General features: G+C 24.7%; 21 protein-coding genes and 1 pseudogene. 6 read left to right on the top strand and 16 right to left on the bottom strand.

From position 1 onward, the window contains the following. Window positions 1–27: 27 nt before the first annotated feature. The 6 genes from ALANTH_RS06070 to ALANTH_RS06045 are packed head-to-tail and all read right to left on the bottom strand — an operon-like array spanning window position 28 to window position 5,272. The gene (locus ALANTH_RS06070) at window positions 28–987 is read right to left on the bottom strand and encodes a FecCD family ABC transporter permease (protein WP_026807766.1); all 960 of its coding nucleotides are present in this window, start codon (window positions 985–987) and stop codon (window positions 28–30) included. Continuing rightward, entirely contained in the window at window positions 984–1,682 is a 699-nt protein-coding gene (locus tag ALANTH_RS06065) for an ATP-binding cassette domain-containing protein (RefSeq protein ID WP_026807765.1), read from the bottom strand. The genes ALANTH_RS06070 and ALANTH_RS06065 overlap by 4 nt, the downstream gene beginning before the upstream one ends. Continuing rightward, window positions 1,657–2,490, bottom strand: a complete 834-nt coding sequence (locus ALANTH_RS06060) for an ABC transporter substrate-binding protein (RefSeq protein ID WP_026807764.1) — start codon at window positions 2,488–2,490, stop codon at window positions 1,657–1,659. Before ALANTH_RS06060 ends, ALANTH_RS06065 begins: the two co-directional genes overlap by 26 nt. A gap of 1 nt (window position 2,491) precedes the next feature. Continuing rightward, complete coding sequence (locus ALANTH_RS06055; RefSeq protein ID WP_026807763.1) at window positions 2,492–4,318, bottom strand: TonB-dependent receptor plug domain-containing protein; 1,827 nt, start codon at window positions 4,316–4,318, stop codon at window positions 2,492–2,494. Window positions 4,319–4,332: 14 nt separating this feature from the next. After that, on the bottom strand, window positions 4,333–4,515 hold the full coding sequence (locus tag ALANTH_RS06050) for a hypothetical protein (protein WP_026804323.1): 183 nt from the start codon (window positions 4,513–4,515) through the stop codon (window positions 4,333–4,335). A 31-nt stretch (window positions 4,516–4,546) separates the two neighbouring features. Next, window positions 4,547–5,272 carry a sulfite exporter TauE/SafE family protein gene (locus tag ALANTH_RS06045; RefSeq protein ID WP_026807762.1) on the bottom strand — a complete coding sequence of 242 codons (726 nt, stop codon included), beginning with the start codon at window positions 5,270–5,272 and terminating at the stop codon, window positions 4,547–4,549. A 306-nt stretch (window positions 5,273–5,578) separates the two neighbouring features. On the opposite strand from ALANTH_RS06045, the gene ALANTH_RS06040 reads away from it, so the two are divergent. After that, the gene (locus ALANTH_RS06040) at window positions 5,579–6,202 is read left to right on the top strand and encodes an HAD family hydrolase (protein WP_026804321.1); all 624 of its coding nucleotides are present in this window, start codon (window positions 5,579–5,581) and stop codon (window positions 6,200–6,202) included. Here the strand turns inward: ALANTH_RS06040 and ALANTH_RS06035 are convergent. Continuing rightward, complete coding sequence (locus ALANTH_RS06035) at window positions 6,189–6,872, bottom strand: pseudouridine synthase (protein WP_026807761.1); 684 nt, start codon at window positions 6,870–6,872, stop codon at window positions 6,189–6,191. The genes ALANTH_RS06040 and ALANTH_RS06035 overlap by 14 nt on opposite strands. A 51-nt stretch (window positions 6,873–6,923) precedes the next feature. Between ALANTH_RS06035 and aat the strand changes: the two genes are divergently transcribed. Next, window positions 6,924–7,589, top strand: coding sequence for a leucyl/phenylalanyl-tRNA--protein transferase (gene aat / locus ALANTH_RS06030; protein WP_026807760.1), 666 nt, complete (start codon window positions 6,924–6,926; stop codon window positions 7,587–7,589). Here the strand turns inward: aat and ALANTH_RS06025 are convergent. Further along, window positions 7,586–7,945: a DCC1-like thiol-disulfide oxidoreductase family protein gene (locus ALANTH_RS06025; protein WP_029888326.1), complete on the bottom strand. Its 360-nt coding sequence runs from the start codon at window positions 7,943–7,945 to the stop codon at window positions 7,586–7,588. The two genes, aat and ALANTH_RS06025, sit on opposite strands and share 4 nt — an antisense overlap. 60 nt (window positions 7,946–8,005) lie before the next feature. On the opposite strand from ALANTH_RS06025, the gene ALANTH_RS06020 reads away from it, so the two are divergent. Continuing rightward, entirely contained in the window at window positions 8,006–8,539 is a 534-nt protein-coding gene (locus tag ALANTH_RS06020; protein ID WP_026804317.1) for a tetratricopeptide repeat protein, read from the top strand. 21 nt (window positions 8,540–8,560) lie between these two features. On the opposite strand, the gene ALANTH_RS06015 is transcribed toward ALANTH_RS06020, so the two are convergent. Together ALANTH_RS06015 and ALANTH_RS06010 are read right to left on the bottom strand one after the other, a co-directional pair. Beyond that, window positions 8,561–9,001, bottom strand: coding sequence for an NfeD family protein (locus ALANTH_RS06015; RefSeq protein ID WP_026807759.1), 441 nt, complete (start codon window positions 8,999–9,001; stop codon window positions 8,561–8,563). Next, window positions 8,979–9,908 (bottom strand): annotated as a pseudogene (locus tag ALANTH_RS06010) (SPFH domain-containing protein). The gene ALANTH_RS06015 and the pseudogene ALANTH_RS06010 overlap by 23 nt, the downstream one beginning before the upstream one ends. 128 nt (window positions 9,909–10,036) lie before the next feature. Here ALANTH_RS06010 and ALANTH_RS06005 point away from each other — a divergent pair. Further along, window positions 10,037–12,004, top strand: coding sequence for a TonB-dependent receptor (locus ALANTH_RS06005; protein ID WP_026807758.1), 1,968 nt, complete (start codon window positions 10,037–10,039; stop codon window positions 12,002–12,004). Window positions 12,005–12,033: 29 nt separating this feature from the next. Here the strand turns inward: ALANTH_RS06005 and ALANTH_RS06000 are convergent, their stop codons facing one another. The 4 genes from ALANTH_RS06000 to ALANTH_RS05985 are packed head-to-tail and all read right to left on the bottom strand — an operon-like array spanning window position 12,034 to window position 14,269. Next, complete coding sequence (locus ALANTH_RS06000; RefSeq protein WP_148294938.1) at window positions 12,034–12,831, bottom strand: sensor histidine kinase; 798 nt, start codon at window positions 12,829–12,831, stop codon at window positions 12,034–12,036. Between the two features lie 37 nt (window positions 12,832–12,868). Beyond that, window positions 12,869–13,531 (bottom strand): response regulator transcription factor, encoded by a 663-nt coding sequence (locus ALANTH_RS05995; protein WP_026804312.1) that lies wholly within the window; start codon window positions 13,529–13,531, stop codon window positions 12,869–12,871. Next, window positions 13,524–13,898, bottom strand: a complete 375-nt coding sequence (locus tag ALANTH_RS05990) for a hypothetical protein (protein WP_051488730.1) — start codon at window positions 13,896–13,898, stop codon at window positions 13,524–13,526. Before ALANTH_RS05990 ends, ALANTH_RS05995 begins: the two co-directional genes overlap by 8 nt. Next, window positions 13,898–14,269, bottom strand: coding sequence for a hypothetical protein (locus ALANTH_RS05985; protein WP_026804310.1), 372 nt, complete (start codon window positions 14,267–14,269; stop codon window positions 13,898–13,900). Before ALANTH_RS05985 ends, ALANTH_RS05990 begins: the two co-directional genes overlap by 1 nt. 123 nt (window positions 14,270–14,392) lie before the next feature. On the opposite strand from ALANTH_RS05985, the gene ALANTH_RS05980 reads away from it, so the two are divergent. Next, complete coding sequence (locus ALANTH_RS05980; RefSeq protein WP_026804309.1) at window positions 14,393–16,156, top strand: Na/Pi cotransporter family protein; 1,764 nt, start codon at window positions 14,393–14,395, stop codon at window positions 16,154–16,156. Then, window positions 16,143–16,376 carry a hypothetical protein gene (locus ALANTH_RS05975; protein ID WP_026807757.1) on the top strand — a complete coding sequence of 78 codons (234 nt, stop codon included), beginning with the start codon at window positions 16,143–16,145 and terminating at the stop codon, window positions 16,374–16,376. Before ALANTH_RS05980 ends, ALANTH_RS05975 begins: the two co-directional genes overlap by 14 nt. Here ALANTH_RS05975 and ALANTH_RS05970 read toward each other — a convergent pair. Together ALANTH_RS05970 and purU are read right to left on the bottom strand one after the other, a co-directional pair. After that, window positions 16,369–16,839, bottom strand: coding sequence for a tRNA (cytidine(34)-2'-O)-methyltransferase (locus ALANTH_RS05970; protein WP_026804307.1), 471 nt, complete (start codon window positions 16,837–16,839; stop codon window positions 16,369–16,371). The genes ALANTH_RS05975 and ALANTH_RS05970 overlap by 8 nt on opposite strands. Beyond that, a complete protein-coding gene (gene purU, locus ALANTH_RS05965) occupies window positions 16,839–17,672 on the bottom strand; it encodes a formyltetrahydrofolate deformylase (protein WP_026807756.1) in 834 nt (277 codons plus the stop codon). The genes ALANTH_RS05970 and purU overlap by 1 nt, the downstream gene beginning before the upstream one ends. Window positions 17,673–17,690 lie beyond the last annotated feature (18 nt).

Genomic DNA, 17,690 nt, shown 5'->3' with positions numbered 1-17,690 from the left:
AAGTAAAATTAAATTTTTAAATTAATTTTATAGTAATTTATTTTTTTTAATTAGTAAATAAACAAAGAATGGAGCGCCGATAAAAGCGGTAACTACTCCTATTGGAATAACAGAAGATGTTGATATTAATCTTGAAATTAAATCACAAAATAATAAAAAAACACCACCAAAGAAAAAAGTAGGAAAAAACAATTTCTCTGCACTTTTTTTATAAATTAACTTTACAATATGTGGAATTACAAGTCCAATAAAACCAATTGGTCCAGTAAAGCTAATAGTTATTCCAATACATAAAGATACAAAAGTAAGTAATATTAAATTAGTTTTATCTACATTTAAACCTTTTAAAAATGCTGTTTCATTTGAAATAAGTATTAATTTTATACTTTTTTTAAAATATTTTATAAAAAATATAAAAATTAAACCAACAAACATTACGATAAAACTATCTTTAAAACCTACAATATCTAAGCTTCCTAAAGTAAATCTTACTATTGAGTAATTTTCTTGTAAATTACTCATATAAAAAGTCATCATTAAAGCTGAACCATAAAAATATGATAATGCAATTCCTATAAGTAAAATAGAATTTGTAGAGTTAGAAATTATTCTATTATTTAAAACTTTTGATATAGAAAATAGAATCACTATAGTAAAAATAGAGCCAAAAATAGAGCCTATAAAAATAGGAATAAAAGGTAAAAAAACTATTGTAATTGCTGTAAAAAGCGTAGTTCCACTTGCTATACCTAAAGTATATGGAGTAATAAGTTCATTTTTATATATTGATTGAAATATAAGTCCACTTAAAGCTAAAATTCCACCAACAAAAAAAGCTAAAATTATTCTTGGAACTCTTAAATCCCAAAAAACAATATTTTCTTTAGAAGTAAAATCAACTATATTTTGAAAATCTAAAGAGATATCTCCTAAAAATGGAGATAATAAAATGATTATAAATGAAAAAATATATAATGTAATTTTCATAAATCTACTACTATATGATTTTGAACTTTTTTTATAGTTTTATTATAAATTTTTTCTAGATTTGTATCTTCAAAAAATTCTTTATTTGTACCATAAAACTCTATTTTACCATCTTTTAAAAATAAAACTTTGTATTTAAGTGCAAAAGCAAAATCAAGATTATGAGTTATAATAATCTTTTGATTTAATAAATTTGAGTTAAGTATATTAAAAATATCTTTTATTCTATTTATATCTAAATTTGCTGTTAATTCATCAAAAATTGTAATTTTTGCATTGTGTAAAATAGCACTAGCTATTAATAAAAGTTGTTTTTCTCCAGAACTTAAATTTTTACAAGATTTTTTTATAAATTTATCTAGTTTTAATAGGTTTAAAACTTCTTTTAACTTATTTTCATCAATATTATCTATAAAAGATATTTGTAAAAACTCTAAAACAGTCATAAATTCATCAAAAATCTCAAATTTTGGTGGAATATAGTTTATATACTCTACTCTTTTTTGATTTGAAATTTTTGATAAATTTTCTTCAAATATTTTTACATTATCATTTGCTATTAAATTTGATAAAACTTTTGCTAAAGTTGATTTTCCAGCTCCATTTTCTCCTAAAATTAATAGATTTTCATCATTATTTAGAAAAAATGATATATCTTTTAATATAAAGTTATTGTAATTTCTTATCTCTAACATCTTCTAATATCTTTTTAAAATCTTCTATAAAATACTCTACTCTATTACTTGGGATACCAGCATATTCCTTTGAAATTGAATAGATATTTTTATTTTTACTTGCATTTATTGGTAAAGTTTCCCAAAGTTTGATTATCTTTTCTTCTTCATTTTTTTTATCTTCTAAAAATGGTGATAATAAAACTATTATATCTGGATTTAATTTGATTATCTTCTCTGTGTTTAAAACTGGTTGAGCTTTTGAGTTTGAAAAATATGCATTTTCATTTTGGCTTTGCTTTATGATATCTTCAAAATATACATAGTTTCCAGCTACATAAATCTGATTTGATAGTGTATTTTGTGGGCTTATTACGATTAATATTTTTTGATTTGTTACTATATTTTTTAAAGAGTTCAAAGCTTCATTTATTTTGTTGTTTAATTCATTTGCTTTTTTTTTCTGTTCAAAAACTTCTCCTAAATCTGTGATAGTATATTGTATATCTTTCATAGTTTTTGTACTATAAACTTTAAGTTCAAAGCCTAATTTTTCTAGGTTTTTGTTTAATTTTTCATCAAAATCGTGAGTTATTATAATATCAGGATTTAATAAAACTACTTTTTCTAGTGAAACATTACCATATCCACCAACTTTTTGTACTTTTTTTGACTCTTGTGGATAATCACAAAACTCTGTATTTGCAACTACTTTATACCCTAAATCTAGGGCATAAACTATCTCATTTACTGATGGACTTAATGTAATAATTCTTTCATAAGATAATAAATAAGTACAAAATAAAAAAGATAAAAGTAGCTTTTTCATATTAGAAACTAGCCTTTAATCCAATATAAGCTGCTCTTTGGCTTGTTGAATAACCATCAACAATTTGGTAATCTTTGTTAAAAATATTATCAAGTTTTACATAAGTCGAGAAATTTTTGCTAATATCATAATCAACGACTGCATTCCAAATTGTGTAGTTTCCAGTCTTTGCACCTTGTTTATTATTAAAGTCATATCTTTCTCCAATATATTCACCATTTATATTAAAATGAAAATCTTTTAAACCATAATAATCAACTCCAAAACCAACTTTATTTTTTGGTCTTCTTCCAAACTCTTGTTCATCTTTATTTTTTGCACTAAGTCTTGTATAGTTTAAATTAAGGAAAATATCTTCTGTAATAGAGTTTTTATATGCAAGTTCAATACCTTTAAATCTACTCTTTCCTTCTATATTCTTATTTTTCCCATCATATGCTCCTGGTCCTGTCCATTCCCAATTTATTAAATTCTCTATTTTTGAATTAAAATAAGTTGCAGAAAAACCTTTATATTCAACTCCAACATCATAAGATTTTGTTTTTTCTGGTTTTAAATTTATATTTCCACTAGAAGCATCGTACAATTCAAAAGTACTTGGAATATTATATCCAGTTCCATAGTTTGCACTAATATTTAAATCATCAATAATATATTGTTTAACTCCAACTTTTCCTGTTGTTTTATTTTCAAAATCGCTATATTTATCATATCTTAAAGATTGAGTGAATATTGTTTTATTATCAAAAAATTTATTTGTATTTGAGATAAAAATTCCTTTATTGTCATAATTTTTATCTATATTTGCTTTATTTTCAAACTTTTTATAATCAGCACCTAAAACAAGATTTGAAGAGTTATCTAAATAATCTATACTTGTATTTACTCCATACTCTTTTATAGTACCTTTATATTTAGGAGTATTACTTGTATATTCTCTTTTAATATCTGTATAGTTCGCATATACTTTTGTAAGAGCAATATCATTTTTATTTTCATAAGTAAGATTTGCTAAGTGAGTTTTTGTTTTTGCTTTATCTGTATTATTTGGATCTGGATTATAAAAAGAATCATTTCCATCAATATCTGTTTTCGTATCAATTATTTCATAAGAAGTTGATAATCTATTGTTTTCATTAAAATTATAACCCAATTTTATATTGGCAGTTGTATTTTCATAGCTATCTTTTTCATACTTTTTAGCTTCGCTACTTTTGGGTGACATTGCTGAAAAACCATTTGTGTCAACTCTTGTTACACCTAAATTTGCATCAAAATTCTTATTTTTATGCGAAATATTTGCTTTTGCTATTGTTGTATCATATCTTCCATACTCAATATTAGCACTTCCATATGTTCCATCTTTTGCACTTTTTGTAATAATATTTATAACTCCAGCACTTGCATCTGCTCCCCAAATACTACTTTGAGCACCTTTTATAACTTCAATTCTTTCAATATCATTTATCATTAAATGTTCGAAGTTTGCTCCATTTCCACTTGGGTCATTGTATCTTATACCATCCACTAAAACTAAAGTTTTTTTAGAATCCATTCCTCTTAAAAAAACTGATGTTTGTTGCCCTATTCCACCACTTTGTGATACTTGAACACCTGCAATAGTTTGTAAAGCTTCAGCAACTGTTTTAAATTTTCTAGCCTCAATATCTTCTGATGTTATAACATCAACATTAGAAGTAACATCTTTTAATTTTTGCTCTGATTTTGTAACACTTGTAACAGTTATTGTTTCTAAAGTGTCTGTTGAATAAAGATTTGTTGCTAATAAAAAGCTTGCAACTAAGCTTGTAGATATTTTATTTTTCATATTTTTTCCTATATTTATATATTATTTGTTAAATAAAGTTTTATTGGTTTGAGTTGTTTTTTTAATAACTCTTTAGTTATTTTTGCTTGTTTTTTCAAAATAGATTCTATTGTACAGCAATTACTTAAAAGTTTTCTACTTACTGTTGCAAATAAAATTCCAAAAAAACTAAAATATTTCTTTGTATTAATAAACATTTTTCCTCCTTCACAAAATATGGTAAATCTCTTAATGATTATTTATATTATGATTGTGTTCTATCATCATATTATTTTGACTTGCTATAAATACAAATCCTTTATACATAGTAAAAAGTCCAAAAATTATTACTAAAATAGAAGCTAACTTCATAAAAACATCTCTTAATTTTGATTGTTTAAAGACTCCAATAAAAAAACCCAATACAAATAAAGCTGGAATTGTGCAAAGTCCAAAAATAAACATAACAAAAGCACCTTCTAAAACATTAGCTGTACTAGCAGCAGTTATAGCAAAAACATATACAAATCCACATGGTAAAAATCCATTTAAAATTCCTACAAAATAAAAACTAAAAAATGAATCACTAGATACAACTTGTCTAAATATTTTTTGATAAGCTTTAGATTTTGAAAAAGAGTGTTCAACTTTCGTAAGAAATTTTAGTTTTCCTAAAAGTGAAAATCCTATTAATACAAGTATTATTCCAGTTATAAAAAATAAAATTCCTTTTGTCATAGCTGTAAATGCGATAACAGAACCTAGAAAACCAAAAATAGCACCTAATATAGAATAAGAAGTAACTCTTCCAAATCCATACATTAAATGTGCAATAATTTGTCTTAATTTTGTATATTCATCTTTTATTTTTGAACTAGAGTATGCAACAACAATTCCACCACACATACCAATACAGTGACCAAAAGAACCAAACACTGCAATGCTAATAATTGATATTAAACTAAAAGTTTCCATAATATAAACCAATCTAAAGTAAATAATAATCTGTGATTATATAAATTTTGGCATAAAAAAAGGCTTTACAGAGGGAAAAACTGTAAAGCCTGATATATTATTCAATTCATTTCAAAAAAAGTATAGGATACTAAAAAATATTGTATTTAGTAGTAGGAGGATTCAATACAAATATCCTATGAAAGAATTATAATACTCCTAATATTAAAATAAGATAAAATTTGTCCTATTTTACGAAAATATTTTTAACTTTCTGTTTATCATATAAATATTATAATGTTTTATTAAATATTTTAGGACAATTTTATGAAATTAATTATTTTTGATATGGATGGAACACTTGTTGATAGTGGATATGCTATTGCAAATACAGTAAATTATGTAAGAGAAAATCTAGGTTTTGAGCCAATGCCAAGGAATTATATTTTAGAAAATGTGAATGATCCAAATATAAATAGTGCTGAATTCTTTTATGGAACAAAAGAATTTACAAAAAATCAAGAAGAACTTTTTAAGGATTATTACAACAAACATTGTTTAACTGATTTGGTATTATATGATGGAATAAAAAATCTTTTAGATAATCTAAAAAATGAATTTAAGTTTGCAGTTGCAACAAATGCAAATTCAGTTTATGCAAATAAGATGTTAAATCATCTTGAAATAAATCACTATTTCTCTTCTATATTGGGATACAATGATGTTGAAAAACCAAAACCAAATCCAGATATGATAAATAAAATTTTAGATATTCATAATATAAAAAAAGAAAATGCTCAATTAATTGGAGATTCTAAAAAAGATATTATGGCAGCAACAAATGCTGGAGTTGATTCTCTATTAGTAAATTGGGGATTTTCTAATTATATAGATGAAGCTATTGAAACAGTTTATGAACTAGAAAACAAAATAAAAGCTAAATTCTTTTAATAGGAATTAGCTTATATTCACCCTCTTTTAAATCATCAATTTTAAAATTATCAAAACTTACTCTATGAAGTTTTAAAACTTTATTTCCAACATAAGCAAACATTCTTTTTACCTGATGATATTTTCCCTCTACTATCTCTAATCTTGCTAAATTTTGATTTAAAATATCTAATTTTGCTGCTTTTAAAGGTTTTTCTTCTCCTTTTAAAATTATCTCTCCACTTGAAAAAATATCTATAATATCAGAACTTAAAGGATTTTCTAAAGTTGCTTCATATATTTTTGAAATACTATTTTTTGGACTTGATAATTTATGATTCAACTCTCCATCATCTGTTAATAAAATAGCTCCTGTTGTATCAATATCTAATCTTCCAATAGTCGATATTTTCGGATTTCTATTTTGCCATCTTTGTGGTAGAAGTGAATATATTAATTTTCCAGAATCATTGTGAGAACAAATATACCCATTTGGTTTATGAAGTAAAATAAGTAGTTTTTCATCATCTAATTTTTCACCATTTACTGTAATATCTTTATGATTTCCTTTTAATGAAGTATTAAAAACCCTATTTTCATTTATACAAACTTCATTCATCTTTAAAAATTTCTTTGCTTCACTTCGTGAACAATATCCCAAACTTGATAAATATGCATCAATTCTTTTCATTCTTTTTCCTTTAAAATTTGGATATTAGCATTATTGATATAAAATATAAATATGAAACTACTAGATAAAAAACATAAAATTTGGCTTTTAGATGAAAATAGCTTTGATTTTCCAACTTTAGATATGATGAATGATGACTTAGTTGCAATAGGTGGAGATTTTCATCCTCAAAGACTTGTAAACGCTTATGAAAATGGATTATTCCCTTGGTTTATTGATGATTATGGATATATAAACTGGTATAGTCCAAATAAAAGAATGGTATTGTATCCAAATGAAATAAAAGTATCAAAAAGCCTTAGAAAATCTATCGAAAATAAAGGCTTTATAGTAAAATCAAATGAAAATTTTGAAGAGGTTATAAAAAACTGTTCAAACATAAAAAGAAAACACGAAGACAGTTCTTGGATAGATGATAACTTTATTAAAGCATATACAAATCTACATAAATTAGGAGTTGCTTTTTCTATTGAAACATATTTAGATAATGAACTTGTAGGTGGACTTTATGGACTATTGATAAATAATATTTTTTGTGGGGAAAGTATGTTTTCTCTTGTAAGTGATGCTTCAAAAGTAGCATTTTATCATCTTTGTAATCAAGCAAAAGAAAATGGTATAGAACTTATAGATTGTCAAGTTTATAATCCACATTTGGAAAGTCTTGGAGCTTATGAAATAAGTAGAGAAAATTATTTTAAAATTTTAAAATCTTAGATTTTTGATTTTTTACCTATTAATAATAGTGATATTTTTCTAAGTAAAAATAAGGTTTTATATAAAATCTTTGAGAAAATATTATCATATTTAAAAAAGAAATGTAGTTTTCCTAAAATTGTACTCTTATTTACAATACTATTTAAAAATTCTAAGGCTTGAGAACCTTGATAAAATTTATTGTTATAACTTACAATAAATCCATTATTTATATCAATTTTTGTATCATTATTATCTTCTCTTACATTTTTTAATATAAGTTCATAATTATCTTTTAACTTCAAATAATTTACATAATTTTTACAAAGTGGACAATCTTCATCATAATATATTACTATTTTTTCTTTTTTAATCATAATAATTCTTTAAATTTTATTGTATAATTGAAAACAAAATTTCGACAATAAAGGTAATCTATGAAAAAAATTATAGCATTTGTGTTATTAATTAGTTTAAATATTTTTGCTAATGATATTGATAGAGCAGATGAAGCTTATGATAAGCAAGATTATAAAACAGCTATTGAATACTATACAAAAGCAACAAATAGTCCAGATTTAATTACAAAACTTGATGCAATGAATCAATTAGGATTTATATATGATAATGTACAAATCCATCAAGGAATAACACCAAATCTGAAATTAGCTTATGAATGGTATAAAAAATGTGCAGATTTAGATGATGCACAATGCCAATTTAATATTGGAAGTATGTATGATGAAGGACATGGAGTTATTCAGAATTATTCTGAAGCTATGTTTTGGTATAAAAAAGCTGCTGAAAAAGATTTTGTAGATGCATTTTATAATATAGGTTTAATCTATGAAATAGGTAAAGGTACTAGAAAAGATATACAAGAAGCTATAAAATGGTATTCAAAAGCTGCAGCTTTAGGTGATGTAGAATCAGCACAAATAGTAAACGAATTAAAAGCTACTTTAAAATAATCTTCAAATAAAAGAGGTAAATTACCTCTTTTTTATTAAAGCTTGATTATTTGAGATTTTTAAGACTTCAACTTTCTCTCTTTCAATAAAATCATTTTCATTTAAAGAAGAATCAATTTCCCAAAAAGTTCCTTTATAAAATACTTTAGAATTTTTTATTTCACCTATACCTTTTTCATCAAAAAAATTGTCTTTTACTACTCTTTGTGATTTTGCGAACCTAATCAAAAGTTTTTTTCTATATAAAAATAGAAATATTAAAGATATTATAGAAACTATTGCTAATTGCCATATTGCACTTTCAAAATGATAAAATAGGCTTATAAACCCAACTATAACAAATCCTAAAGCAAACCAAATAACAACAAAAGAGTATAAAAATATTTCTAAAGTTATTAAAATAATTGCCATTGCAAAAAGTATATAAAAATCAAATGCACTAAGAGTTATTAGTGTTTGCATTACTTATTCCTTTGAAAAATGAATCTCCTAAAACAGATGTTGAACCAATCATAGATGTTACATCATAAGGTAAAATCATTTTATCAGTTGAATTACTTTCAGCTAAAGATTTAAAAGCAGCAACTCTATCTTTTGCTAATAAAAACTCTGCTGCTTTTTCATTTTCACTCATTGATATATTTATCAATCTCATAGCTTATTGCTGTCCTGCTGCAATTTGTTCTTGTTCATATCTTTTTGCATTTGACATTCTTTCTATTGCTTCAGCTTTTAATATTTCACTTTGTTTATATGCTTCAGCTTCTCTAATTTGAGCTTCTTTTTGAGCTTCTGCTCTTGTTTGAATAGCTCTTTTTTCTCTTTCAGCTTCCATTTGCATATTCATTGCTTTTTCTATTGATGGTGGAACTGAAATATCTGCTATCTCAACTCTTGTTACTTTTATTCCCCAGTTTGCAGCTGCACTTCCAAGTTCTGTTTGAAGTTTTGCATTTAATGTTTCTCTATTTGATAATGTATCATCTAAATCCATACCACCTATTTCAGCTCTTAAAGTTGTCATAGCTAGATTTGCTATTGCATGTTTAAAATTCATAACATTGTAAGTTGCTTGAACAGCATCATCAACTTTACAAAAAACTATTCCATCAATTGAGATATTAACGTTATCTTTTGTAATTACTGATTGTCTTTCAATATCAACTAATTGTTCTCTTGAAGTTAAAATAGTTCTTACTTTGTCTATTACAGGAATAATTAAATGAAATCCTCCATCTAAAACTTTGTGAAATTTCCCAAGTCTTTCAACGACATATAAATCTGCTTGAGATACTATTTTTACACCTTTTGATATTATTACTATTGCAAAAAATATTATTGCAATAGCAAATACAATACTTTGTTCCATGTTTAGCCCTTTTTATAAATTTCTATATTATAGTTTAGTGTAAATTAAAAATAGTTTTTATTATAAATTTATAGATAATTAACACATTTTAGAAATAATTTCCTTAATTCAAAAAAAGGGAAAATATAATGAAGAGAAAGATATGTTATTCACTAATAATTTGTAATTCTTTAATTGCCAACGAAACTACAACTTTAACAGAGATTAGTATAGTTGAAAAGACAAATTCAAAGCTTATAAATGATATTAGCAAGGAAGAGTTAAAAAGTGCAGATTTAGCAGAAGCTTTGATTAAGAGTTCTCCTAATATCTCCATTGTTAGAAGAAATGGTATTGCAAATGATATTATATTAAGAGGACAAAAAAAAGACAATATTAATGTTTTAATAGATAGTGCAAAAATATATGGAGCTTGTCCAAATAGAATGGATCCACCAACTTCTCATATTCTAACAAATAATATAGAAAGTTTAAAAATCATAGAAGGTCCTTACGATGTTGAAAACTTTGGAACTTTAAGTGGATTAGTAAAAGTTGAAACTATTGAACCAAAAGATGGAATAAATGGTGAAATAAATCTAAATGCTGGAAGTTTTGGATATAAAAAAGCAAGTACAACTGTTAGTGGAGGTAATAACAAAATAAAAGCTTTGATTTCGGCTTCTATTGAAAAAAGTAAAGCATATAAAGATGGAAATGGTGATAACTTTTTAGAGCAGCAAATAAAAAAAGATGTTCCATTAGCTACACAATATAAAAATTCAAATATTGATGCTTTTGAGAAAAAAAGTGTTTTATCAAAACTTCAATTTAATCTAACAGATAATCAAGATTTAAAACTATCATATACAGCAAATAGAAGTGATGGAGTATTATATCCAGCAGGACCTATGGATGCCGATTATGACGATAGTGATATTTATACTATTGGATATACTATTAGAGAGTTAGGAGGATTATCAAAAGAACTTAATTTAGATTATTACTACTCAAAAGTAGATCATCCTATGAGTGGACAATTAAGAAATGGTGGAGCAATGCCAACTTATATGACAAACCACTTAAAAACTTCAATTTGGGGAGCAACAGTTAAAAACTCTTTAGAAGTTGCTGATTCTTTACTAACTTTTGGAATTGATACAAGTAGAAGAAATTGGGAAGGTGGAATGTATATGACAAATAGAAATACTGGTGTAACTACTCCAAATCCAACTATGAATAAAATGTATGATACCGATACAAATAATAAAGCAGCTTTTACTAAGTTAGAAAAATCATTTGCTTCTTTTGATTTAGAAACTGGTTTTAGATATGACTATACAGATATACAAACACAAAGACCAAATGTAGATGATAAAAAATTTGTAAGCTTCAATGGATATATTTTTGGTACATACAATATAAATAAACAAAACAAAATTTTTGCAGGTGTTGGTAAATCTTCAAGAGTTCCAGATGCTAGAGAACTTTATCAACAAACAACATCTTCAAATCCAAATTTAAATCAAACAAAAAACTATGAAATAGATTTTGGATATGAAGCAAATATTGGAAACTTAAATATAAGACCAAAGATTTTCTATTCTGAATTAAAAGATTATATTTACAATAGTGGAATTTTTGAAAATATAGATGCTAAAATATATGGAGCGGATATTAGTGGATATTACTACTTTACAGATAATTTTTCATTTGATTTTGGTCTTGCTTACTTAAAAGGTAAAAAAGATGGAAATTATAGTGGAAAGGACAAAGATTTAGCAGAAATCCCACCTTTAAAAACAAATTTAGCTTTAAACTACCAATACCAACAAGCAAAATTTAAAGCAGAAGTAATAGCTGTTGATAGATGGAAAGATTTTGATGAAAGTGCTAAAGAGCAAGAGTTAGCTGGATATACTGTTGTGAATTTAAAATATTCGCAAGAGTTATTTAAAAACTTTGAATTAACTTTGGGAGTTGATAATTTATTTGATAAAGTTTATAACTCTACAAATACTTATCAAGATATTAGATTTGTTGAGGTTGGTGGAGAACAAATATTGTTTAATGATCCAGGTAGATATGGATATGTAAATTTAAAATACTCTTTTTAATAAAGATGAGCAGAATTGCTCATCTTTATTTACTTTATAATATTTTTCAAATTTAATACTATAGTGTTTCCTTGCTCTTGAGGATTAATATTTATAGATATTTTATACTTATCACAAAATTCTTTTACGACTGTTAGCCCTATTCCATAGCCTTTATTTAAAGAATTTTCTTGGAAATATCTTTCAAAAACCAACATAATATTCTCTGGTAATATTTGTGTTCCATGATTATATATAGACAATATATAATCTTTTTGCTCTATTTTAATATATGGATTATTATCTAAATTATATTTAATAGCATTTGATAAAAGATTATCTAAAACTATAATAAAACCAAAATAATCACAATAAATAGTAGGATTTTCTATATTTATATCCAAAGTTATCTTCTCAAGTTGTTCTTCAAATTTTTCAAGAGAATTTTTAAGTGCATCTTCAAAATAGAACTCTTCTAAATCAACTTTTTCTAACTCTTTTTTTAACTCATATTCCATATTATTATATAATTTTATTAGATTTTCATTTGCTTTTTTTATTCTTTCTACTCTTTTTAAATGTTTTTCTTCTTTTAAATCCCTTAATAAATCTAAATTTAATTTTATAGTAGAAACTGGAATATTCAACTCATGAAGGGTATTTTTAATAGTTTTTTTAATATTATCTTCACTTTTAAAAATTGGTTCTAAAACTTCTTTCGATAGTAAAAAAAAGATTAAAAGTTCAAAAATTGAAAAAAATACAATAGTCCAAATATCAGATTTAAAAAATTCTAGTTTATAAACTAAGAAATAGAATAAACTAAAAGTTACAACTTGTGTTATCAAAAAAATTATAGTTATAGATATAAAAAAATATAGTTTTTTAAAGTTCAAATTTATAACCAATAGATTTTATATTTTTTATACAATCTTTACAATTCAGTAACTTTTTAATTTTTGTTACATATACTCGAATAGAACCTTCACTATAATTTTGAGAAGTATTCCAAAGTCTTTGTATAATCATCTCTTTTGTCACAATTTTATTTTTATTTTCTAAAAAAATCAAAAGAAGTTCAACAATTTTTTGTGGTATTTCTAAATCTAAATTATTTTTATAAACTCTTCTTTCTATTGGATCAATAAAAAGATCATCTTTTAATTTTATAGTTTCTAAACCTTTATTAAATCTTTTCAAAATAGCTCTAATTTTAAGAAGAAGTTCATCTAAATCTAAAGGTTTCCTTATATAATCATCACAACCATTTATATAAGCATTTTTAATTATATCTTTATCTTTATATGAACTTATAAAAATTGTTGGAGTTAAATCTTCACTATCTCTTAAATCTTTTAATAGTTCTATGCCATTTTGTCCAGATAAATTTATATCAAATAAATAAAGGTCATAATTTTTTTCATAGTTAAAATCTAATGCCTCTTTAGAATTTTTTGCTAAATCTACGAAATAGCCCTCTTCTATCAATATATCTTCTAAAGTACTTGCAAAAAGCAAGTCATCTTCTAATATTAAAATATTAAACATCTTCTTTATTTTTTTTCTTACTTTTTTGTTTAGTCAAATGAGAATACTTTTGTTTAATTCTATCTCTTTCTTTTATCTCCATTTTAATATCTAAAGCATCTAAACTTCTAATACCTTCTCTTTTTTCAATAGGTATTTTACCTTTTAATTTAGGATTTAATTTAAAAAATTCTTCAATATTTATATCAAAAACTTCTCCCTTATTATGAAGTTCATCTTTTTTAGGATAACTAATAATATAGCAATCTCTAAAATCTCTTTCAAGTCTTCCACCATAGGATATGGTCCTTAAAACATTATATTTTTTTATAACAAATAACATAATAAAAATAGAAATAATTAAAATATATACATCTATTGTACTCATTACATTCCCTTGCTATTTTTTAAATAATCAAACATCTGTCTATATTTAAAATTATCATCAAAAATTTTATCTTTATATGCAAGAATAAAATCTATTTTTTCTTGTGTTGTCCTATTTTTTGTTTCGATTCCAAATATTTTCATAAAAATCCATATAGGCAAACCTTTTTTTGCAGAAATAACATCTTTATCAGATTCATTTTTTATACAAATATAACAGTAATCATCATACCACTTACCATTTAATTCTATTTTCCAAACTGAACCATCACCAAAAACAGCATGATAATCATCATCTTTTTCTAAATTAAAATTAATAGTAGCTAATTTGTCTTTTGCTAATTTTAAATCTGCTTGATACTTTTTATACATAATTTTACTGTTTTCCTAAAAAATATTATTTTATTGATAATTCTAACAAAATATTGCTTATTACTATTAATTGATTTTTAGGTATAATCTTTCTATTTTACAAATATTTTAAAGGAAACTGATTTGGTAAAGAATATTCTTATTTCTTTTATTTTAATACTCTTAGGGTATGTAGTTGTTGCTTATGAAAACTTTACTGTTATTTTAAGTGGTATTGCCATATTTATAATTGGTATGTTTTTTATGCAAGATGGATTTAAACAGCTTTCAGGTGGTATTTTAGAAAAACTTTTACAGAAGTTTACTAGTAATACTTTATATGCTATTCTAACTGGATTTTTATCAACATCAATAGTTCAAAGTTCAACTATCATTTCACTTGTTGTAATATCTTTTTTAAGTGCTGAGTTACTAACATTAGTACAAGGGATAGGAATTATTTTTGGTTCAAACCTTGGAAGTACAACAACAGCTTGGATTGTTTCAAGTTTAGGAGTTGATGTAAAAATATCTGCTTATGCCTTCCCTATGATTGTATTTGGTGTAATTTTAAGATTTTTTAAATCAAATACTTCTAAAGGAACAGGAAATGTGCTTTTAGGCTTAGGTTTTATTTTCCTTGGAATTGCATATATGAAAGATGGTTTCGATGTTATGAAAAATTCTATCGATTTAGCCTCTTATGCAATGGATGGTTATATTGGAATTATTGTTTATATTCTAATTGGTATTATTGTAACAGTAGTAATTCAATCAAGTGCAGCAACTTTAGCTATTGTTATTACAGCTTTAAATGCGGATAGTATCACATATGTAAATGCTTTAGCTTTAGCTATTGGAGCAAATGTTGGTACAACTTTAACAGCTATATTGGCATCATTTACTTCAAATGAAAATGGTAAAAGAGTTGCTTTAGTTCATTTTATTTTCAATATTGTTTCTGCCACATTTATAACAATATTTATATTCAACTTTAAAGATTTGGTAGACTTCTTAGCACCTTATTTAGGAATTAGTGATAAAAACTATGGAATGAAACTAGCACTATTCCATACCATATTTAGTGCAATTGGAATTTTACTTTTAACACCATTTATTCCATTATTAGTAAGATTATCTGAAAAACTTATTAAGAAAAAAGTATCTTCAGCTTCTAAACCAAAATATCTTAATCCATCAGTTATTCAAAACCCTGATGCTGCTTTGGTATCTATTAGAAAAGAGATTATAAATTTATATGAAAATTGCCAAAAAGCAATGCTTCATGCACTAAATTTTCACACAACAAATCTTACAAAAGAGAGTTTACAAACTCAAATTGCAAAAGATTTTACTATTATTGATACAAATTTAGATGAGATATATCAAACAAATTTAAAGTCTCTTTATAGTGAGATTATTCAATATTCATCTTTTGCACAAGAAAATATGTTTGATTTTCAACACACAGAAATGGGAGAATTAAAGAGGAGTGCCTCATTAATTGTTGAAGTTTTAAAAGATACAAGAGATATTCAGAAAAATGTAAACTTTTATTTAAAAAGTAAAAATGAATATATAAAAGAAGAGTATAATATTTTAAGAAGAGAAATTGCTGAAATTTTAATTGATATTAATACATTAGCAAATTTAGAAAATGATGCTGATAAATTAACTCAACTTGAAGTTATAAAAAATGAATTAACACAAAATGACTTAGCAAGTTCAGAAGAAATAGATTCATTGATTAGGGAAGATAAAATAAAAGCAACTATGGCAACATCTTATATGAATGATAGTGCAACAGGTTATTCTATACAGAAAAAACTTGTAGAAGTTGCAAATATTTTATTTATGCACAATGACTTATTAAAACAAATAGGAGAAACAAACAATGAAACTAAGTAAAATTATAGATAAAGTAAAAAAATACTTAAAAAAAGAAGATTTAAAAAAGTCTAAAGAAGAAAAAGTTTTAAAAATAATTGAAGATTTAAAAGAGAAAAGAGCAAAAATAAAAGAAGAAATTAAAGCTTTAGATATAAAAGAGATTAAAAAGAAAGAGGAGCTTGAAAAAAAACTTCAAGCTATTGCTAAACTTATTAAAAAAAGTGAGAAAGTTATTTAATTGTAAAATTTACGAAGTTTTGCCTCAAAGCTTCGTAAGCTATGATTGATACAGAATTTGCCATATTTAAACTTCTTGCACTATTTGTCATAGGAATAGTTATGCAAGCTTTCATACTTTTATTTAAAATATATTGAGGAAGTCCAGCATCTTCTCTTCCAAAATAAAAATAATCACCTACTTCAAATTTTTCTTCAAAATATATTTTAGTTGTTTTTGTTGTAGCAAAAAAATGTCTACTATTAAATGGATTCTTATTCCAAAAATCTTCTATATTTTCATACTCAAAAACCTCTAAATCAAACCAATAATCAAGTCCAGCACGACGAACCTCTTTTTCAGTTATTTCACCAAAACCATAAGGTTTTATCAAATGAAGTTTACAATCCAATGCAAAACACAATCTTCCAATAGTTCCTACATTTCCTGGAATTCTTGGTTCATGAAGTACGATATTAAACATTATAAAATCACCGTTTTATTTCTGTGAACAAAAACTCTATCATGTAAAAGAAGTTCAAAAGCATTTGATAATACAACTTTTTCTACATTTCGTCCTGCATTTCTCATATCTTCCCAAGAGTAGCTATGATCAACCCTTACAACATCTTGATATATAATTGGACCTTCATCTAAATCGTTTGTTACATAGTGAGCTGTTGCTCCTATTATTTTAACACCTCTTTCATAAGCTTGTTTATATGGATTTGCGCCAATAAATGCTGGTAAAAATGAGTGGTGAATATTTAAGACTTTTCCATTGAATTTTTCTACAAATTTAGCTGTTAAAATTCTCATATATTTTGCTAAAACTATAATGTCTGGATTAAATTGAGATATTTGTTCTATCATTTTAGATTCATGCTCATCGCGACTTATATTTTCAGCACTTATACAGATAAATGGAATATCAAATTTCTCAACTAAATTTTTTAATGTATCATGATTTGCAATAACTGCTTTTATATTTGCATTTAGTTCACCAGAAACATATCTAATAAGTAAATCACCTAAAACATGGCTCTCTTTTGTAGCAAGAAGAACAACATCTTTTTTTGACTTTTTATTTAATTTTATTAATGACCCTTCAGGTAAAACCTCTTTTAATTCTTTTAATAAAATATTTTCAGAGATTTTCCCAGTTAAAATACTTCTCATAAAAAAATTCTTTGTTTCTGGATCTACATATTCAGCATTTTGTTCAATATTTATATTATTTGCAAAAAGAACTTTTGAAATATTATAAATAAGTCCTTTTTCATCTTGAGTAGATATTAAAAGTATATATTGTTCCATAATTTATCCAAACTTAAA

Source organism: Aliarcobacter lanthieri (assembly GCF_013201625.1).
GTDB classification, from domain to species: domain Bacteria; phylum Campylobacterota; class Campylobacteria; order Campylobacterales; family Arcobacteraceae; genus Aliarcobacter; species Aliarcobacter lanthieri.
Note: the sequence above shows the minus strand (reverse complement) of the source record. Positions and strands in the feature narration are given on the sequence as shown.